This is a genomic window from Sporosarcina contaminans, from assembly GCF_042679045.1.
In the GTDB taxonomy this organism is placed as follows: domain Bacteria; phylum Bacillota; class Bacilli; order Bacillales_A; family Planococcaceae; genus Sporosarcina; species Sporosarcina contaminans.
Genome location: NZ_JBHTLT010000020.1, coordinates 1 through 14,465, shown reverse-complemented (window position 1 = coordinate 14,465; position 14,465 = coordinate 1). Strand labels below are relative to the sequence as shown.

The 14,465-nt window shown below is 38.7% G+C and carries 15 protein-coding genes and 1 other annotated feature; of the genes, 11 read left to right on the top strand and 4 right to left on the bottom strand.

Annotated elements, in window-relative coordinates:
• Positions 1–46: 46 nt before the first annotated feature.
• From ACFQ38_RS04095 to ACFQ38_RS04070, 6 genes are all read left to right on the top strand, one after another.
• Positions 47–271 (top strand): transcriptional regulator, encoded by a 225-nt coding sequence (locus ACFQ38_RS04095; RefSeq protein ID WP_336823940.1) that lies wholly within the window; start codon positions 47–49, stop codon positions 269–271.
• A 410-nt stretch (positions 272–681) separates the two neighbouring features.
• Entirely contained in the window at positions 682–1,200 is a 519-nt protein-coding gene (locus tag ACFQ38_RS04090; protein ID WP_381479851.1) for a GNAT family N-acetyltransferase, read from the top strand.
• Positions 1,201–1,277: 77 nt separating this feature from the next.
• On the top strand, positions 1,278–2,204 hold the full coding sequence (locus ACFQ38_RS04085) for an aminoglycoside phosphotransferase family protein (protein WP_381479850.1): 927 nt from the start codon (positions 1,278–1,280) through the stop codon (positions 2,202–2,204).
• 485 nt (positions 2,205–2,689) lie between these two features.
• Positions 2,690–2,923, top strand: coding sequence for a VOC family protein (locus tag ACFQ38_RS04080; RefSeq protein ID WP_336823943.1), 234 nt, complete (start codon positions 2,690–2,692; stop codon positions 2,921–2,923).
• 327 nt (positions 2,924–3,250) lie between these two features.
• Positions 3,251–3,631, top strand: coding sequence for a hypothetical protein (locus ACFQ38_RS04075; RefSeq protein ID WP_336823944.1), 381 nt, complete (start codon positions 3,251–3,253; stop codon positions 3,629–3,631).
• A 73-nt stretch (positions 3,632–3,704) separates the two neighbouring features.
• Positions 3,705–3,979 (top strand) — a binding site (T-box leader).
• A 64-nt stretch (positions 3,980–4,043) separates the two neighbouring features.
• Positions 4,044–5,291 carry an MFS transporter gene (locus tag ACFQ38_RS04070; protein ID WP_381479848.1) on the top strand — a complete coding sequence of 416 codons (1,248 nt, stop codon included), beginning with the start codon at positions 4,044–4,046 and terminating at the stop codon, positions 5,289–5,291.
• An 84-nt stretch (positions 5,292–5,375) separates the two neighbouring features.
• Here the strand turns inward: ACFQ38_RS04070 and qoxD are convergent, their stop codons facing one another.
• Genes qoxD through qoxA form a run of 4 tightly spaced genes read right to left on the bottom strand, consistent with a single transcriptional unit; the run spans position 5,376 to position 9,143 of the window.
• Positions 5,376–5,666 carry a cytochrome aa3 quinol oxidase subunit IV gene (gene qoxD / locus ACFQ38_RS04065; protein WP_336823946.1) on the bottom strand — a complete coding sequence of 97 codons (291 nt, stop codon included), beginning with the start codon at positions 5,664–5,666 and terminating at the stop codon, positions 5,376–5,378.
• A gap of 1 nt (position 5,667) precedes the next feature.
• Positions 5,668–6,264 carry a cytochrome aa3 quinol oxidase subunit III gene (qoxC, locus tag ACFQ38_RS04060; protein ID WP_336823947.1) on the bottom strand — a complete coding sequence of 199 codons (597 nt, stop codon included), beginning with the start codon at positions 6,262–6,264 and terminating at the stop codon, positions 5,668–5,670.
• Positions 6,261–8,204: a cytochrome aa3 quinol oxidase subunit I gene (gene qoxB / locus ACFQ38_RS04055; protein WP_381479845.1), complete on the bottom strand. Its 1,944-nt coding sequence runs from the start codon at positions 8,202–8,204 to the stop codon at positions 6,261–6,263. Before qoxB ends, qoxC begins: the two co-directional genes overlap by 4 nt.
• Before the next feature lie 27 nt (positions 8,205–8,231).
• Positions 8,232–9,143 carry a cytochrome aa3 quinol oxidase subunit II gene (qoxA, locus tag ACFQ38_RS04050; protein WP_336823949.1) on the bottom strand — a complete coding sequence of 304 codons (912 nt, stop codon included), beginning with the start codon at positions 9,141–9,143 and terminating at the stop codon, positions 8,232–8,234.
• Positions 9,144–9,562: 419 nt separating this feature from the next.
• Here qoxA and ACFQ38_RS04045 point away from each other — a divergent pair, with 419 nt between their 5' ends.
• The 5 genes from ACFQ38_RS04045 to ACFQ38_RS04025 all read left to right on the top strand — a co-directional run bounded on the left by ACFQ38_RS04045 (position 9,563) and on the right by ACFQ38_RS04025 (position 14,311).
• On the top strand, positions 9,563–9,988 hold the full coding sequence (locus ACFQ38_RS04045; protein ID WP_336823950.1) for an acyl-CoA thioesterase: 426 nt from the start codon (positions 9,563–9,565) through the stop codon (positions 9,986–9,988).
• Positions 9,988–10,305: a hypothetical protein gene (locus tag ACFQ38_RS04040; protein ID WP_336823951.1), complete on the top strand. Its 318-nt coding sequence runs from the start codon at positions 9,988–9,990 to the stop codon at positions 10,303–10,305. Before ACFQ38_RS04045 ends, ACFQ38_RS04040 begins: the two co-directional genes overlap by 1 nt.
• Positions 10,306–10,410: 105 nt before the next feature.
• Positions 10,411–11,622, top strand: coding sequence for an ATP-grasp domain-containing protein (locus tag ACFQ38_RS04035; protein ID WP_381479844.1), 1,212 nt, complete (start codon positions 10,411–10,413; stop codon positions 11,620–11,622).
• Between the two features lie 16 nt (positions 11,623–11,638).
• Positions 11,639–12,046: a CotY/CotZ family spore coat protein gene (locus ACFQ38_RS04030; protein WP_336823953.1), complete on the top strand. Its 408-nt coding sequence runs from the start codon at positions 11,639–11,641 to the stop codon at positions 12,044–12,046.
• A 102-nt stretch (positions 12,047–12,148) separates the two neighbouring features.
• A complete protein-coding gene (locus tag ACFQ38_RS04025) occupies positions 12,149–14,311 on the top strand; it encodes a YheC/YheD family protein (RefSeq protein WP_336823954.1) in 2,163 nt (720 codons plus the stop codon).
• The last annotated feature ends 154 nt before the right edge of the window (positions 14,312–14,465 follow it).

Here is a 14,465-nt window from a genome sequence, read left to right as displayed (position 1 = left end):
AGCGAACGCGCATTCTCTATAATGAAAATTAAGGAGGGGAACGTTCGTGCGTAAAGAACTTGAAAAAGCTTTGAAATTTGGCGACGTGCTGCTTATGGTGTATATGGCAAATGACGGGACAATTACGAAGCGTACAATTAAAGTGCTGCAAATCGGGAACACCTCTTTCCGTGCATTTTGCTACTTACGAAAAGGAAAACGGACGTTCAGCATCGAAAATGTACTCGCCATTATTCCTGCAAAGAGAACAGAAAAAAGAGCAATTGGTTAATAATATATTTGAATGGATGTCGCTACTGTTAGCGACATCTTTTTGCAATCTATAAGATAAAAATTATGGAAGAACGTAAATTTACCAATTGAAGGATTTTGGCATTATTTCTCGAATGGTATTTACTAACCATTTATTTAGGTGTATTTAAAAATTTTTCCGTAGAAGAGTTTGAATAATGGTAAAAACAGACGTAATGGAAAAATAGCAGGTGGCATTTATGCGAATCCATCCATTTATAATTTTATTATTTATTGCGCCTTGGCTTTTTATGGGTAAAAGTTGTTAAACCTATAAAAGCGATAAGGTCATTCACATTACTTTCCATAGCAGCATTATCAATTAATATGATTTTTATTGTATTCATTGATTCATTATTCAGTCGATGGATTTTTTTAGGGGGCGTTTTAATGTTCATTCGAAAAGCGGACCTGCGAGATGCAGACGGTATTGCGAAAGTGCATGTCGATAGCTGGCGAACAACCTATGAAGGGATCGTGGCAGCATCCTATCTAGAAGGTTTGTCTTACGAACAGCGTACAGCAAATTGGAAAAGGGGAATCGGGGTGAACCCTTTATATGTTGCTGAACGTAAAGATGGTAAAATAATCGGTTTTGCAACGGGAGGAAGAGAGAGGACAGGTAAATACGATAAATATAAAGGGGAACTTTACGCAATCTATCTATTGAAAGAAGCACAAGGGCAGGGAATCGGGACTGCGTTGATTCGTGCAGTGGCAACTGAATTACAAACAACCGGATTTACTTCCATGCCTATTTGGGTCCTTGAGCAAAATCGTTCGAAGCTTTTTTACGAGCGACTTGGCGGTAAAGTAATTGATCAAACAACAATTACGATTGGTGGAGAGAAATTTATAGAAGTGGCATATGGGTGGGAGGATATTGACGTACTATTTAATAAAGCTTAGGGGTGAAGAGTTGTATTAATGCCTACAAATTCCCCTGACAAGGGAACAGAATTAGACAAGTTTAGGAGCTAATCAATATGGACATACCAAAAGAATTTCAACAGAAAATATGCAGCTGCTTTGGGAAAGACGGGGAGAAGTGGCTATTAACGTTAAATGAGAGAGTAAATCATGTTGCCGACAATTGGGGTTTAACAATAAAAGCTCCTGTATCGAATCTTTCTTATAATTACGTATTGAATGTAACAGATGCTCAACAAGTGTCTTATATATTGAAGTTAGGTGTTCCTAATTTTGATTGCCGCAACGAAATGAAAACTGTGCAACTTTATAACGGAATTGGCTGCGCAAATATTGTGAAATGGGATGAAGAAAATGGGGCGATACTGCTTGAAAAAATAGATCCGGGTACGATGCTTTCGGAAGTAACCGACGACGAACAGGCAACAACAATATTTACAGCAGTGTGGATGAAACTACGTAGAGATTTGCCTATAGATGACAATATACCGATGATAACGGAATGGGCAACTGCACTCACTCGATATATCGACAATTACAAAGAGTCGGAGGGAAAAATACCGAATGAATTTGTTTATACAGCGACGAAATACATTAAGGAATTGATGGACACTTCTGATGGTTATCGTTTATTGCACGGCGACCTGCACCATGAGAATATACTGTATTCCGAAAGCCGTGGATGGCTTGCAATTGATCCGAAGGGAGTCGGAGGGGATCCGTATTTTGACTTAATTTCATATTTGATTAATCATCTTATGGAAAAGCAAGACCCAAAGTCAGTTTTGCACCAGCGAGTTAATCAAATTTGCGAATTATTACAATTGGATTGTAAGCGTTTATTGAAAGCAGCTGTCGGTATGTCGACATTATATGCGTGTTGGGCTTTAGAAGACGGTGACCCTTATTGGGAAACTACATTTCAATGTGCTGAGTGGTTTCAAGAGTTTTTAGAAAAAGAGTTAGATGTAATGAATTTGTAAATCGAAAATCGGCAAGGCATGGACGAAGTGATTATTATGAAAGCTAAATTTAGCCTGTATAAAGGAGTAGACAATTGGCAATTTTGTTCGTATTAATCGCTTGAACAAGAGACGTTTCGTAAAGAAACATATGATTATACAATTAAGAACTGAATACTTAAATTGGAAAATAAGCGAAGTAAAAACAGATTGTTTATTACACAACTATGATTTATTTGTACATTAACTTTCCTAAGACTTGCTTATTCATTTTCTAACGATCCTCTGTTGGCACGTAAAGGAAAGAACAGATAAAAAGAGTAGATCGATTGAGAAATAATATTTTAGGAGAATATGGATAAACAGATTAAATCTTATGACATTAGGTACAAAGATATTGTCAAATCTCATTAATTTTTTAAAGAGCTTAGATTTGATACTTCCATTAGAGGGACAGAAACAAATCCATACATTATTTTTTCAGAAATGAACGAACAAGAATTGCCTTGTATCCAATAGAGGAACTATCGAAAGATGTAAACGAGGAAAATCCACCTGCTGTTACGAATGGTTTCCCGGAAATAACACTATCTTATAATGCAAAGACAGCGGAGGAAGTTGATAAGATTTTAAAAAGAGCAAAAAAAGCAGGAGCTATTCTTCAAAAAGAACCTACGGAAAATGATTGGGTGGCTATGGAGGTCATTTTACAGACCTTGATGGTTATTATTGGGAAGTAGCTTATTGGGAAAACTGGGAATTTGATAATTCAAATATGTTAGTCATTAATGATCAATAATTGGAAAGAGTTTAACTATCAGAAATTACACCACTTACAAGAAGAGCAGCAAAAGCAGCTCTTTTTTTTTCGAATTTTCTTCGGGATATGGAAGTAAGAAAAAGCATTACCGCCATTCGTCTTCTGCTGCAAGTTACCAGCTTCATCTCGCTAAGGCTAAAGGCTTAATACATTTTACAACTTCCGCTCATTCTGTTAGGAGTGAAATGGATGATATATTATATTCCGACTACAATAAAAATACTGATCAATAAAGGGAGGTTTAATCATGCGGATCAGATTTTCTTTCGTATTTTTGACTATGGTTTTAGCGATTATTGCGTTACTTTTAGGCGCTAAAAATCCAACAGGACCTAATACGGTTAGTTTTGACGAGCCATTTATATTGATGCTATCCATCGGAATGGTAATTATGTTGTTTATACCCCCATTCATTTTTTCATTTTTTAATCATATGGTCGTAAAAATCATTTCTGCTATTTATCAAGGCTTTGCAGTAATTTTGTTTTTAGGACTTGTTCCTGTCGGCTTTTTTATTCCTGATGTTTGGGTAATTGTCGTTGGTATTATAGGTATGATTGTCAGTATTTGCAGCATTATCGTAACGATTTTAGCCGGATTGAAAAATAGTAATCCTGTAGTTCGTTGAAGGTTGAACATTGTTAGGTTATTAATTCTCTCTATTTTTATTTTCACCGAACTGTGGTAATATACGATTTAATCAAATAGCGATGATGAGAAAAGTATATGTGCTTAAGCATAACAGAGAACTCCGTAAGCTGCGAAGGAGGATGTAGAAGCACATAGAAACAAGCCTCGGAGCTGCACATGGGATATTGCCTTTACAAGATTGATGATGTGCCGGTTTCTCCCGTTAATGAGATAGAGTATAAATCTACAGTTTTTGTAGACATACTTGAAAAGGTTTTTGTGGTGACACAAGAACAAACTGAGGTGGCACCGCGAACTTCTAAATTTAGGGAGTCTCGTCCTCAAGTCTATTGACTTGGGGTGAGATTCCTTTTTTGTGTTTCCAAAAAAAGAATTTAGGAGTGATCGTGATGCTTTTAAAATGGAAAAACCCCTTATTGCTTCTGTTAGGGATTGGAGTATCAAATTTAGGGGCTTGGATTTATTTGATCGCGCTTAATCTGATCGTTTTAGAGAAGACGGGTTCACCATTTGCTGTTTCCGTCCTATATATTTTAATACCAATCGCTACTTTATGTACAAATTTTTGGTCTGGAAGCTTCATCGACAGGTTAAATAAAAGGAATGTAATAATTTTCTTAGACTTATTCAGAGCAACCTTTATCATTTTGCTATCCATTATGGATTCACTTATTTTAATGTATTTATGGGTTTTTATTATTAACATTGCGAATTCGATATTCCAACCTACGTCAATGGTTTATATGACAATGCTCATCCCGAAGACAAATAGACAAAGATTTAACGCACTTAGAAATTTCATTCATTCAAGCGGATTTATCATCGGTCCTTCCATTGCGGGTTTGTTATTTATTATCGGTACTCCTAATTTAGCCATACAATTAAACGCCATAGCATTATGTATATCAGCCATCATTATCTATTTGCTTCCGAATTTAGAATTAAAGGAAGATACGATTAAGAAAGAAAAAGTAAGCTTGAGGCTAATCAAAAATGATTGGAAAGACATTCTTAGTTTTAGCAAATCAAACTCGTATATTACATTGATTTATGTCCTATTTAGCGGAATGACAGTATTTATGACTGGGTTAGATTCTTTGGAAGCCTCATTTGCAACAAAAGTGCTCTCTCTATCTGAAAGTGCTTATGGGTTTCTTGTCAGCGTTGCCGGTATCGGAATTATAATAGGCTCTATCACAAATGCTTTTTTCGCTAACCGCTGCAAAACAAATATTCTTATAGGATTCGGAGCACTCTTTACACCAATTGGTTATTTGATTTTTGCATTTTCGCATAGTTTTATTACAGCGTCGTTAGGTTTTTTCATATTGACATTTGCTCTATCATTTGCAAATACAGGCTTTTTCACTTTCTATCAAAATAATGTACCTGTAAATATAATGGGTAGATTTTCAAGTGTCCTTGGAGTATTGGAAGCATTACTGATTATAGTGTTTACAGCTGCAATTGGAGTATTGTCTGAGCTGTATGGAATTCGGTTCATCTATTTAATAGGCTCCTTTGCTTTTTTGGCTTTGGGAGTTATCATGAATTTATTCGTATTGGATCAATCCAAGAAGAATTATTATCATGAAATAAGTATAGAAAAAGGACATAACAAACCGATAAATGATTGAGAGAATAGTTATTTTAATACGTTCTCTACTTTCAGAAGAAAAATTGAAAAGGTACCTACCGATTCGGCTAGGTACCTTTTGCAATCAAATCATATTATATCCCCACAACATCGCGAACAATGTACCAAAAATGGTGACAAGCCCTACGAATAGTGCATAAGCGATATTTGTGAGCAAAGATCGTTTATCTTCATTTTCTCCGACATGCATGAAAAGGAAGAGCTGCAAGCCTGCTTGGAATAAAGCTGTGATTCCTAAAATCGTCATACCGGCTGCAAAGGTCAAATTGAATTTTACTACGACTAATGCAATAAGTGAAAGGAGGAGGGATGAAACGAATCCGATCACATGCGGGACGGGAAATAACTGTTTCATATCACATCATTCCTTTCAAGTAGACGAAGCTGAAAATGAAAATCCAGACAACGTCCAAGAAGTGCCAGTACAAGGAAAAGATGAATGATTTATTTGCTGTTTCAGGAGTAAACCCGCGTTTTTTCACCTGATACAAAATCGCGCCGCCCCAAAGCAAACCGAAAGTGACATGGGCTCCGTGTGTACCTAATAATGTAAAGAGGCTTGAAAGGAATGCACTCGTCTGCATTGTTGCTCCTTCATGAACGTACGTCACAAATTCTGTAATTTCTACTCCTAAAAAAACTGCTCCTAAGAGAAGGGTAATACCGAAAAAGGATATCATCGCTTTTTTTGAACCGATCCGCATTGCATGGATGCCGAGACCAATCGTGAAACTGCTCGTAAGTAGTACAACCGTCTCAATCATCACTGGCGTCAATTCAAAAATATGGCTGCCAGCGGGACCATTTCCCGTCCGATTCACCAGAGTGAAATAGACGGCGAATAATGTGGAAAACAAAACGATCTCCGCTCCTAAGAAAATCCAGAAGCCTAATACCTTCAGACGGTTTTCCTCGGTACTATATTCAAGTGGCATAGAATGATCTACTTTCATGATTGTTCACCTCGCAATGCTTTTTCGGTCCGTTCGATTTCTTCGACAGAAATGTGGTGACCATGATCCTGCTCAAAAGTGCGATAGGCCATTGTACAGAGAATGGCAGCACCTGCAATAATAGCAGGAACCCACCAGCTAAATACCATGAAGAATCCAAACAAGAAAAATGCAACGCCCATAATAAACGGTTGACCGTTGTTATTCGGCATATGAATCGGCTCGTAATCGCCTTCCGTCAATGACGTATTTTCCTTTTTAGACCACCAAAAAGCATCTAATTTGTTTACGACAGGTGTTTTCGCAAAGTTATATTCCGGAACAGGGCTTGGTGTACTCCACTCAAGTGAACGTCCATCCCACGGATCGCCTGTCGTATCGCGTGGTGCATAGCGAGTGCTCCAGTAAATATTGTAAACTAATAAAATAAACCCGATAGTGAGTCCGACCGCGCCAACCATAGAGAGCATGTTGAGTGGACCGTATCCAGTGCTTGCAGAATATGTGTACATTCTGCGCGTCATGCCGTTCAATCCAAGAATGAAGAGCGGGAAGAACGTTACGTTGAATGAAATGGCAATGAACCAGAACGCCCATTTCCCTAATTTTTCATTCAATCTAAAACCGAACACTTTCGGGAACCAGTAATGATAGCCCGCGATAACCGCAAACACCGTTCCTGGAATCAATACATAATGGAAGTGAGCGACTAAGAACATCGTGTTGTGGTACTGGTAGTCGGCACTTGCCATCGCCAACATAACCCCGGTAACTCCGCCAATTGTAAAGATCGGAATAAACGCTAATGCGTATAGCATTGGGGTAGAGAAGCTGATTTTACCTCGCCGCAACGTGAAGAGCCAGTTGAATATCTTCACACCGGTCGGCACCGCAATTGCCATTGTCGTTATCGAGAAAACGCTGTTGACCATGACCCCATGGCCCATTGTATAGAAATGATGGACCCATACAAGGAATGACAGCATGGAAATGGCAACCATACTGATGACCATCGATTTGTAACCGTACAAGTTTTTACGTGCGAAGGTCGCAATAATTTCACTGTAAATACCGAATGCTGGCAAAATAACGATATACACTTCCGGATGGCCCCATACCCAGAACAAGTTTGCCCAAAGCATATCCATCCCGCCATTTTGCATCGCGAAGAACTGCGTACCAAATTGACGGTCCAACATCATCAATGCAAGCGCAACTGTCAAAACAGGGAACGCAAAAATGATGATGATGCTTGTGATCAAAATGGACCACGTAAACATCGGCATTTTCATTAGCGTCATCCCTGGAGCACGCATTTTTAGGATCGTCACAAGGAAGTTGATCCCCGTCATTAACGTACCGATCCCTGCAATTTGAAGCGCCAGAGAATAGTAGTTATTCCCAACTGTTGGGCTGAAATCCGTACTTGCGAGTGGGAAGTAAGCTGTCCATCCAGCATCAGGCGAACCGCCGATAACGAAGGACAAATTGAGCAGCATCGCTCCGAAAAAGAAGAGCCAGAAGCTCACTGCATTCAAACGAGGGAATGCGACATCGCGCGCTCCAATTTGAAGTGGAATGACAACGTTCATCAATCCGATGATGAAAGGCATTGCCATGAATAAAATCATAATAATTCCGTGCGTCGTAAAGATTTCATTGTAATGTTGTCCATCAAGCAGTCCATTTTCAGGCACAGCTGTTTGTGCACGCATTAAGAGGGCATCTGCTCCTCCACGGAACAACATTAGAAGTGCTGCAATTATATACATAACACCGATTTTTTTATGGTCTACTGTCGTTAACCATTCACGCCATAAATAGCCCCATTTTTTAAAATAGGTAAGACCAGCAACGATGGCGACAGAAACGACAACAATCATAACCATAGCCGCATAGATCATCGGCTCGCCCGTGACGAAAAATTCATCCCATTTCATAGATGTTGTCTCCTTTCGAGTAATGGGTTATTTATGCTCTTCTTCATGCATGTTGTGGGAAGAAGATTCATCTGTCATTTCTTTGTGACTTCCGTGATGATGGCCAGCATTTTCGCCTTCAGGTGCTGGTCTGAATGTCAAGTGTGTAGAAGAATACGTTTTACGTCCTAACACACTTGGTTCGAGTAGTTGATCGAACTCTTCTTCAGTTAGAGCAGGAGCAGTATCTTTTACATCTTGAACCCATTCATCATAATCTTTTGCAGTCATTACTTGCGCTTCAAATTCCATATGTGCAAAGTCTTTACCGCTGAAGTTCGAGTTTTTGCCAACAAAGGATCCTGTCGTATCAGCTGCCAAATGGATTGTGTTCACCATATCGCTCATCGCATATTTTTGGCCAGCCAATTGAGGAATCCAGAAACTTGTAATTGGTCCATAGGAATAGAGCCGGAATTCAATCGGCCGGTCTACTGGCATATTTACATAGTTAACCGTTTCAATGCCTTCTTCAGGATAGCTGAAATGCCATTTAAAGTTTGAAGAAGATGCATAGATTACGAGCGGATCTTCATTTGCATAAGCCTCTGGCACACTTTCTACATCCATTGTGGATCGAACAGTAACGACCGATAAGATAATGACAATGATGATTGGGATAGCTGTCCACGTAATTTCTAGCCATTTACTACCTTCTTCATGTGGCGGTTCATAGTCATCACCAGTTTTGGAGGCTCGATATTTAACGAGCATGAAAGTATACAATACATACACGACAAAAAGGATTCCGGCCATCGTAATGATGGAAAAAAGAATTGTATCTGACAATGTTTTCGCTTGTGGCCCTTTCGGATCAAAAATGAGCAACGAATTTTCACAACCAGATAAAAGTAAAGAAAGCGTTAAGAAAAGTGAAACCAATAACCATTTCGCCTTCACGGGTTACCCCCTCTTTCATATAGGATGAAGTAAATCTATCACTTTAAATTATTTTGAAATAATATAACCCGATATTTAAATGACATTTAAAGTAAATAAATTCCCTCGTGCAACATATAATATTCCTTTCTGATTTTGAAAACAATAGTTATGAACCGTTGTCACAAAAGGTTCTTAAATTACTTTTATATATTTGAAGTACATGTAACCCATGGATTTTTAAACAAATTATGGTATTTTTATTTTGTGAAGTTAGTGTGAAATATTATTTAACAAAAAGTGAAATAGGAACAAAATGCTAGAACTCACTTCATGATTGATACGAACGAACAACAAATAGTTGTTTTCTTTTCGTTACAAGTTGCATGAACAGCAATGTACCGATCTATTTTGTATAATGGAACGTAGAGGTGATTACAGTGTTTGTTAGTGAAAAAGAAGTGGAAATTCGCTACGCGGAAACAGATCAAATGGGTGTCGTCTACCATGCGAATTACTTAATATGGATGGAAATTGGTAGGACGAGTTTAATTAAAGATTTAGGTTTTACATATGCCGGATTGGAAGCTGAAGGCTATTTGTCACCTGTCATTGACTTGTCAATCCAATATAAAGCCGCAATGACTTATGGCCAAACTGCAAAGGTGCGTACATGGATAGAAACACACGGCAAATTGCGCACTGTTTACGGCTATGAAATATTGCATGAAGATGGAACAGTTGCAGCAACTGCGACATCGGAACATGTACTTGTTAAGAAAGACAGCTTCCGTCCAGTGTCTTTGAAAAAAATCGATCCGATATGGGATGCAAAATATATGGAAATAAGAAGGGTGCAGGACTGATGGCATTCGGCATTGACCGGACTGAATTACGTGCTTGGCAAAAGGCTGTTCGCTCGGGAGAGGTCGCTTTTCTAACCCATTATTGGTTGGATGAACGATTTCCTGAATGCAGAACAGTTACGAAAGCGGGCTGTGCTGATCTTGCAAAATTAGTTGAATGGGGAAAGCAGTATGGTTTGAAGCCTGAATGGATCGATATGCGTCCAGATTATCCTCATTTTGATTTATTTGGTAAATATGAGCACGATATCTTATTTAATGAAGGGTTGATTGACCAGTTAAAACGGTTCAACCTAATACAAAAACACGAAGCGTGAAGAGGCTTCGTGTTTTTATATTGCAGCTCCTCCGATTGCCTATGCAATTAGGCGTTTAAAGCATATGAATAAAATAAGGATCGGTAATAGAGCGGATGTGAAATTGTGGACGCAATTCTATTCATAGAGACCCCGCAATATGGGTCGGCAAGTGAAGCGTTCAAAGCTGCCTATGAAATGGGGCTACAATCGATTGCAATTACAAAACGCAACTATTTATTTCATAATAATAATTTGCTTTCATTCATTCATCGAGTCATTTTTATGGAAGAGATAGATGAAGCTTCAATTAAAAAAGAAATAAGCGAGCTCCTAAGTTCTGGTTACCATATTAGAGCGATAATAAGTTTTGTAGATCCATACGTTTCTCTTGCAGCTGAGCTGTCAAATGAATATTGCAATAGTTCCATTTCAACTCAAGCTTTGCGCTGTATGGAAAATAAGTTGTTCGTTCGAGAAAAATTAAGAGGGAATCGAGCTACAATCGATTTTGTACAATTAAATGAGGTTCGTGATTTTGAGTCTTTTGTTAACGACCGTTTTCCAAAAGTAATGAAGAGTACCTTATCAAATGGATCAAAAGGAGTTCGTTTTATTGAAAATAAAGCTGAAATAGTGGAAGTATGGCGAAAAATGTTACAAAAATTTCCGAAGCAGCCACTCATTCTTGAAGACTACGTTGAAGGTGAACAATATGTCGTTGAATTGATCGTTATACGAAGGAATCCGATTATCGTGTCGGTCATTAAACAAGAAATTGAGAGAAATGTATCATTTATTGTGACTGCATATGATGTCCTTATTGAAATGGATCCATCTTTCTATAAAGAACTACGACAGACCGTTCACTCGATCGTAGAGGACATCGGTTTAACAAACGGCGCATGCCACATGGAACTGCGTTTTTGCTCTGGACAATGGAAATTAATTGAGATGAATCCTCGAATTGCAGGCGGGGCGATGAATAAAATGATTGAATCCGCATTCGGTATTCATTTAGTAAAAGAGACAATCTCCTTATATTTAGGAAATGAACCGGATGTATTGTGGAAATGGGTTCGGCCGGTTCATACGACATTTATTACAGTCCAACATTGTGGAGAATTATTGAAAGTGGAAGGCGTAGAAGAAGCAAAAAAATGTCCATCTGTAATTGATGTCCATGTGAAGCCGGCAGTTGGAACAATTTTATTGCCTGCCGTTTCTATGGGACAGCGTTACGGCTACGTCATGGCAGAAGGAAAAACGGCGGAGGAAGCGAAGGAAAATGCTGATCGGGCTGTTGCTTTGATTAAGTTTTATATTGATCCTATTTGAAAGGTGGAAGGGGAAGATGAAAAATTGCTGTCTATGTGAGGAACTGCACACTTTATTGGAAGAACAAGAGACTTTATCGAAGCTGCACAGTACATTTCAATTTGTATGTGCATTAAAAAAGCTGGACACAATTCCTTTCATGCTGCAAACAGCAGGCGAGCATACTCCCTTTGCCGCCATTTTGAATCGCGGTTCGACACCGTACTTCCGATTGGAAGAATTGATAAGTAATTGTTGTGCTCGTTTACGGCTTCTAAAGCCAATTGATATGATAGGGCAGCAAACTTTACATATGAACGATCTATTCGCGCTACGTAAGACCGATCATTGCATTATTGTTAATATTTGCTGCTTTTGTGCTATCACCCCGCTATCACCTGAACTTCTAATCCGACCATTGCCGATTGTTGAGTCAAAATCATAACGTTTTTACATTCATGCCTATTGATAAACAGTTGTCCTTATCACTTGCCAAGCTTTTTGAATGTATTATAAGGAGTTGGAAAAAGAGAGAAGGAGATACATGATGACAGTTATCGGCATGTTGCATCACCGGAAAGATCCAGTAACAGTCATTAAAGCATACGCTTTTGCTGCTGTAGCTGTTGCTGAAGGCTGCGTATTTTATTATTTTTCCCCGGGCGATGTGAATTTTGTGAACCGGACCATTCGCGGACAAGTGTATGAGAAAGGTGCTTGGAAATCGAAAATCCTGCCTTTTCCAGATGTAATTTATAATGCTGGTAGTCCTGAGAAACTATCGAAATCAAAGGAAACTATAGATAAACTGAAGCAGGAAATCCCATTCACTACCCATTCAATTGGAAATAAATGGAGCGTGAATCGCCGGTTGAAGGAAGCCGGAGAATTTAGCCATTATTTAATTCCAACTGAATCAGTAAAAAATCCGGAACATTTTTTCAAGTTTATTTCTGCATTTGATAAAGTCGTATTCAAACCAATCGACGGCAGAAAAGGAAAAGGCATCTACTTCATAGTCCAGGAAAATGGAAAGTTCATTGTAAAAGCGGAAGGATTAAATCGGACGTATACAAAAAACCAGATGAATGGCTTTATTAAACAAAAATTATCGAATGAAACATTTATCGTTCAGCCATACATTCGATCGGTAACAAATTCTGGCCAAGTGTTCGATTTCCGCTTGCACGTTCAAAAAAATGGTACAGGCAATTGGGTAATCACAACCATTTATCCACGTGTAGCACCGAAAGGATCAATCATTGCCAATATTAACAGCGGAGGATACACGAATTATTTAGACCCGTTTTTGGAGCAGGAATTCGGGGAGGAAGCATTTAATATTCGAAAGAAATTAGAGTTCTTTTCGTTGTCGTTAGCAAACCACTTAGATGAATTGCAAATGGAAAAGTTCGGGGAGACGATCGATGAAATAGGCGTTGACGTTGGGATGGATGAAGAACGTAAATTATGGATATACGAAGTGAATTGGCGTCCGGGCTGCCCCCCAGCTTTTTATTTAGAGTTGGATGTTGTGAAAAACACAATTCTCTACGCAAAGTATATTGCCAAAAACCAACATGCCATCAAAGCTAAAATTGATGAAGTGAAACGAAAACGCGCCAAGCATCATAGGGAAATCCCCGTCATCGCAATAACAGGAAGTGCAGGGAAAACAACAACGAAAGCTTTTTTAGCATCGATCCTTTCGAAAAAATGGAAAGTGTTTGAGTCAAAGGATTATTGGAATACGACAGAGCATACGAAAAAACATGCTGCAGAAATTAATTCATCACATCAAGCTGTCGTTTTGGAATATGGAATGGCGTATAAAGGAGTCATTACCGAACATTGCCGCATTATCCAGCCAAATATAAGCATTGTAACAAATGTCGGCTTGGCACATGTCGGAAATTTCGGTGGTGATCCTCGTGGAGTCGCGAAGGCGAAATCAGAGTTGATACACGGGATGGATCAAAACGGGGTTCTATGCCTAAATAATGACAATGCCAATTCAAAGTTTTTAGAGACGGACAAATTTAAAGGCAAAATCATAACGGTCGGTATCCAAAACGAAGCGGACTATATGGCGAGAGATGTTACGTATACAGACAGTGGCATGAGCTTCAAAATGACTTTACAGCACGAGGAAATCGAAATGTTCATCCCAATTTTTGGTGAGCACCACGTTTATAATGCATTGTCCGCAATAGCCATAGCCGATCATTTAGGATTTTCTCCTATTGAAATTAAAACTGGATTGTTATTCAAAAAGCCTCCAAGAAGACTGACCATTTATGAATGCAAAGATCATATTAAGCTGATCGATGATACCGTGCATTCCCATCCAGAGGGTGTGAAGGCAGCGATTGACGTACTTATGAATCTATCTACTCATAGGAAGATTGCGATTATCGGACAAATGAGGGAATTAGGAGACTTGCGGGAACAAGAATATCAAAAAGTCGGATCGTATGTAGCAAAGCAAAAGGTCGATTTGTTAATTACGTATGGTTTCCGAACAGAAGAAATTGGAAATCAAGCGATTAAAGAAGGTATGCATCCAAGTGACGTGTTCCATTTTACCGACCGCGATAAACTGCATGCATTATTACTGAAGATCATTCAAAAAAACGATACAATCCTTATTAAAGGAGCAAGCAAGACGAATATGTTTGAGACAGTTGCTTTTCTTGATCGAGAGCTATGAGTTTTATACCTTAGCTTCATTACGATGCTTCAAAACATTAAAAAGAGGAGCTGTCCAGAAAGTCAGTGAAAACTGATTTTCTGTGATAGTCCCTTTCTGGTTGGAGAATAAATGGGGAACCCCTGACAACCGTCGCTTTCCGTTCCAGGCGCAC

Coding starts and splice junctions, on each gene's coding strand:
- ACFQ38_RS04090 (WP_381479851.1), top strand. CDS start 682: ATGTTCATTCGAAAAGCGGACCTGCGAGATGCAGACGGTATTGCGAAA.
- ACFQ38_RS04085 (WP_381479850.1), top strand. CDS start 1,278: ATGGACATACCAAAAGAATTTCAACAGAAAATATGCAGCTGCTTTGGG.
- ACFQ38_RS04075 (WP_336823944.1), top strand. CDS start 3,251: ATGCGGATCAGATTTTCTTTCGTATTTTTGACTATGGTTTTAGCGATT.
- ACFQ38_RS04070 (WP_381479848.1), top strand. CDS start 4,044: ATGCTTTTAAAATGGAAAAACCCCTTATTGCTTCTGTTAGGGATTGGA.
- qoxD (WP_336823946.1), bottom strand. CDS start 5,666: ATGAAACAGTTATTTCCCGTCCCGCATGTGATCGGATTCGTTTCATCC.
- qoxC (WP_336823947.1), bottom strand. CDS start 6,264: ATGAAAGTAGATCATTCTATGCCACTTGAATATAGTACCGAGGAAAAC.
- qoxB (WP_381479845.1), bottom strand. CDS start 8,204: ATGAAATGGGATGAATTTTTCGTCACGGGCGAGCCGATGATCTATGCG.
- ACFQ38_RS04040 (WP_336823951.1), top strand. CDS start 9,988: ATGGCATTCGGCATTGACCGGACTGAATTACGTGCTTGGCAAAAGGCT.
- ACFQ38_RS04030 (WP_336823953.1), top strand. CDS start 11,639: ATGAAAAATTGCTGTCTATGTGAGGAACTGCACACTTTATTGGAAGAA.
- ACFQ38_RS04025 (WP_336823954.1), top strand. CDS start 12,149: ATGACAGTTATCGGCATGTTGCATCACCGGAAAGATCCAGTAACAGTC.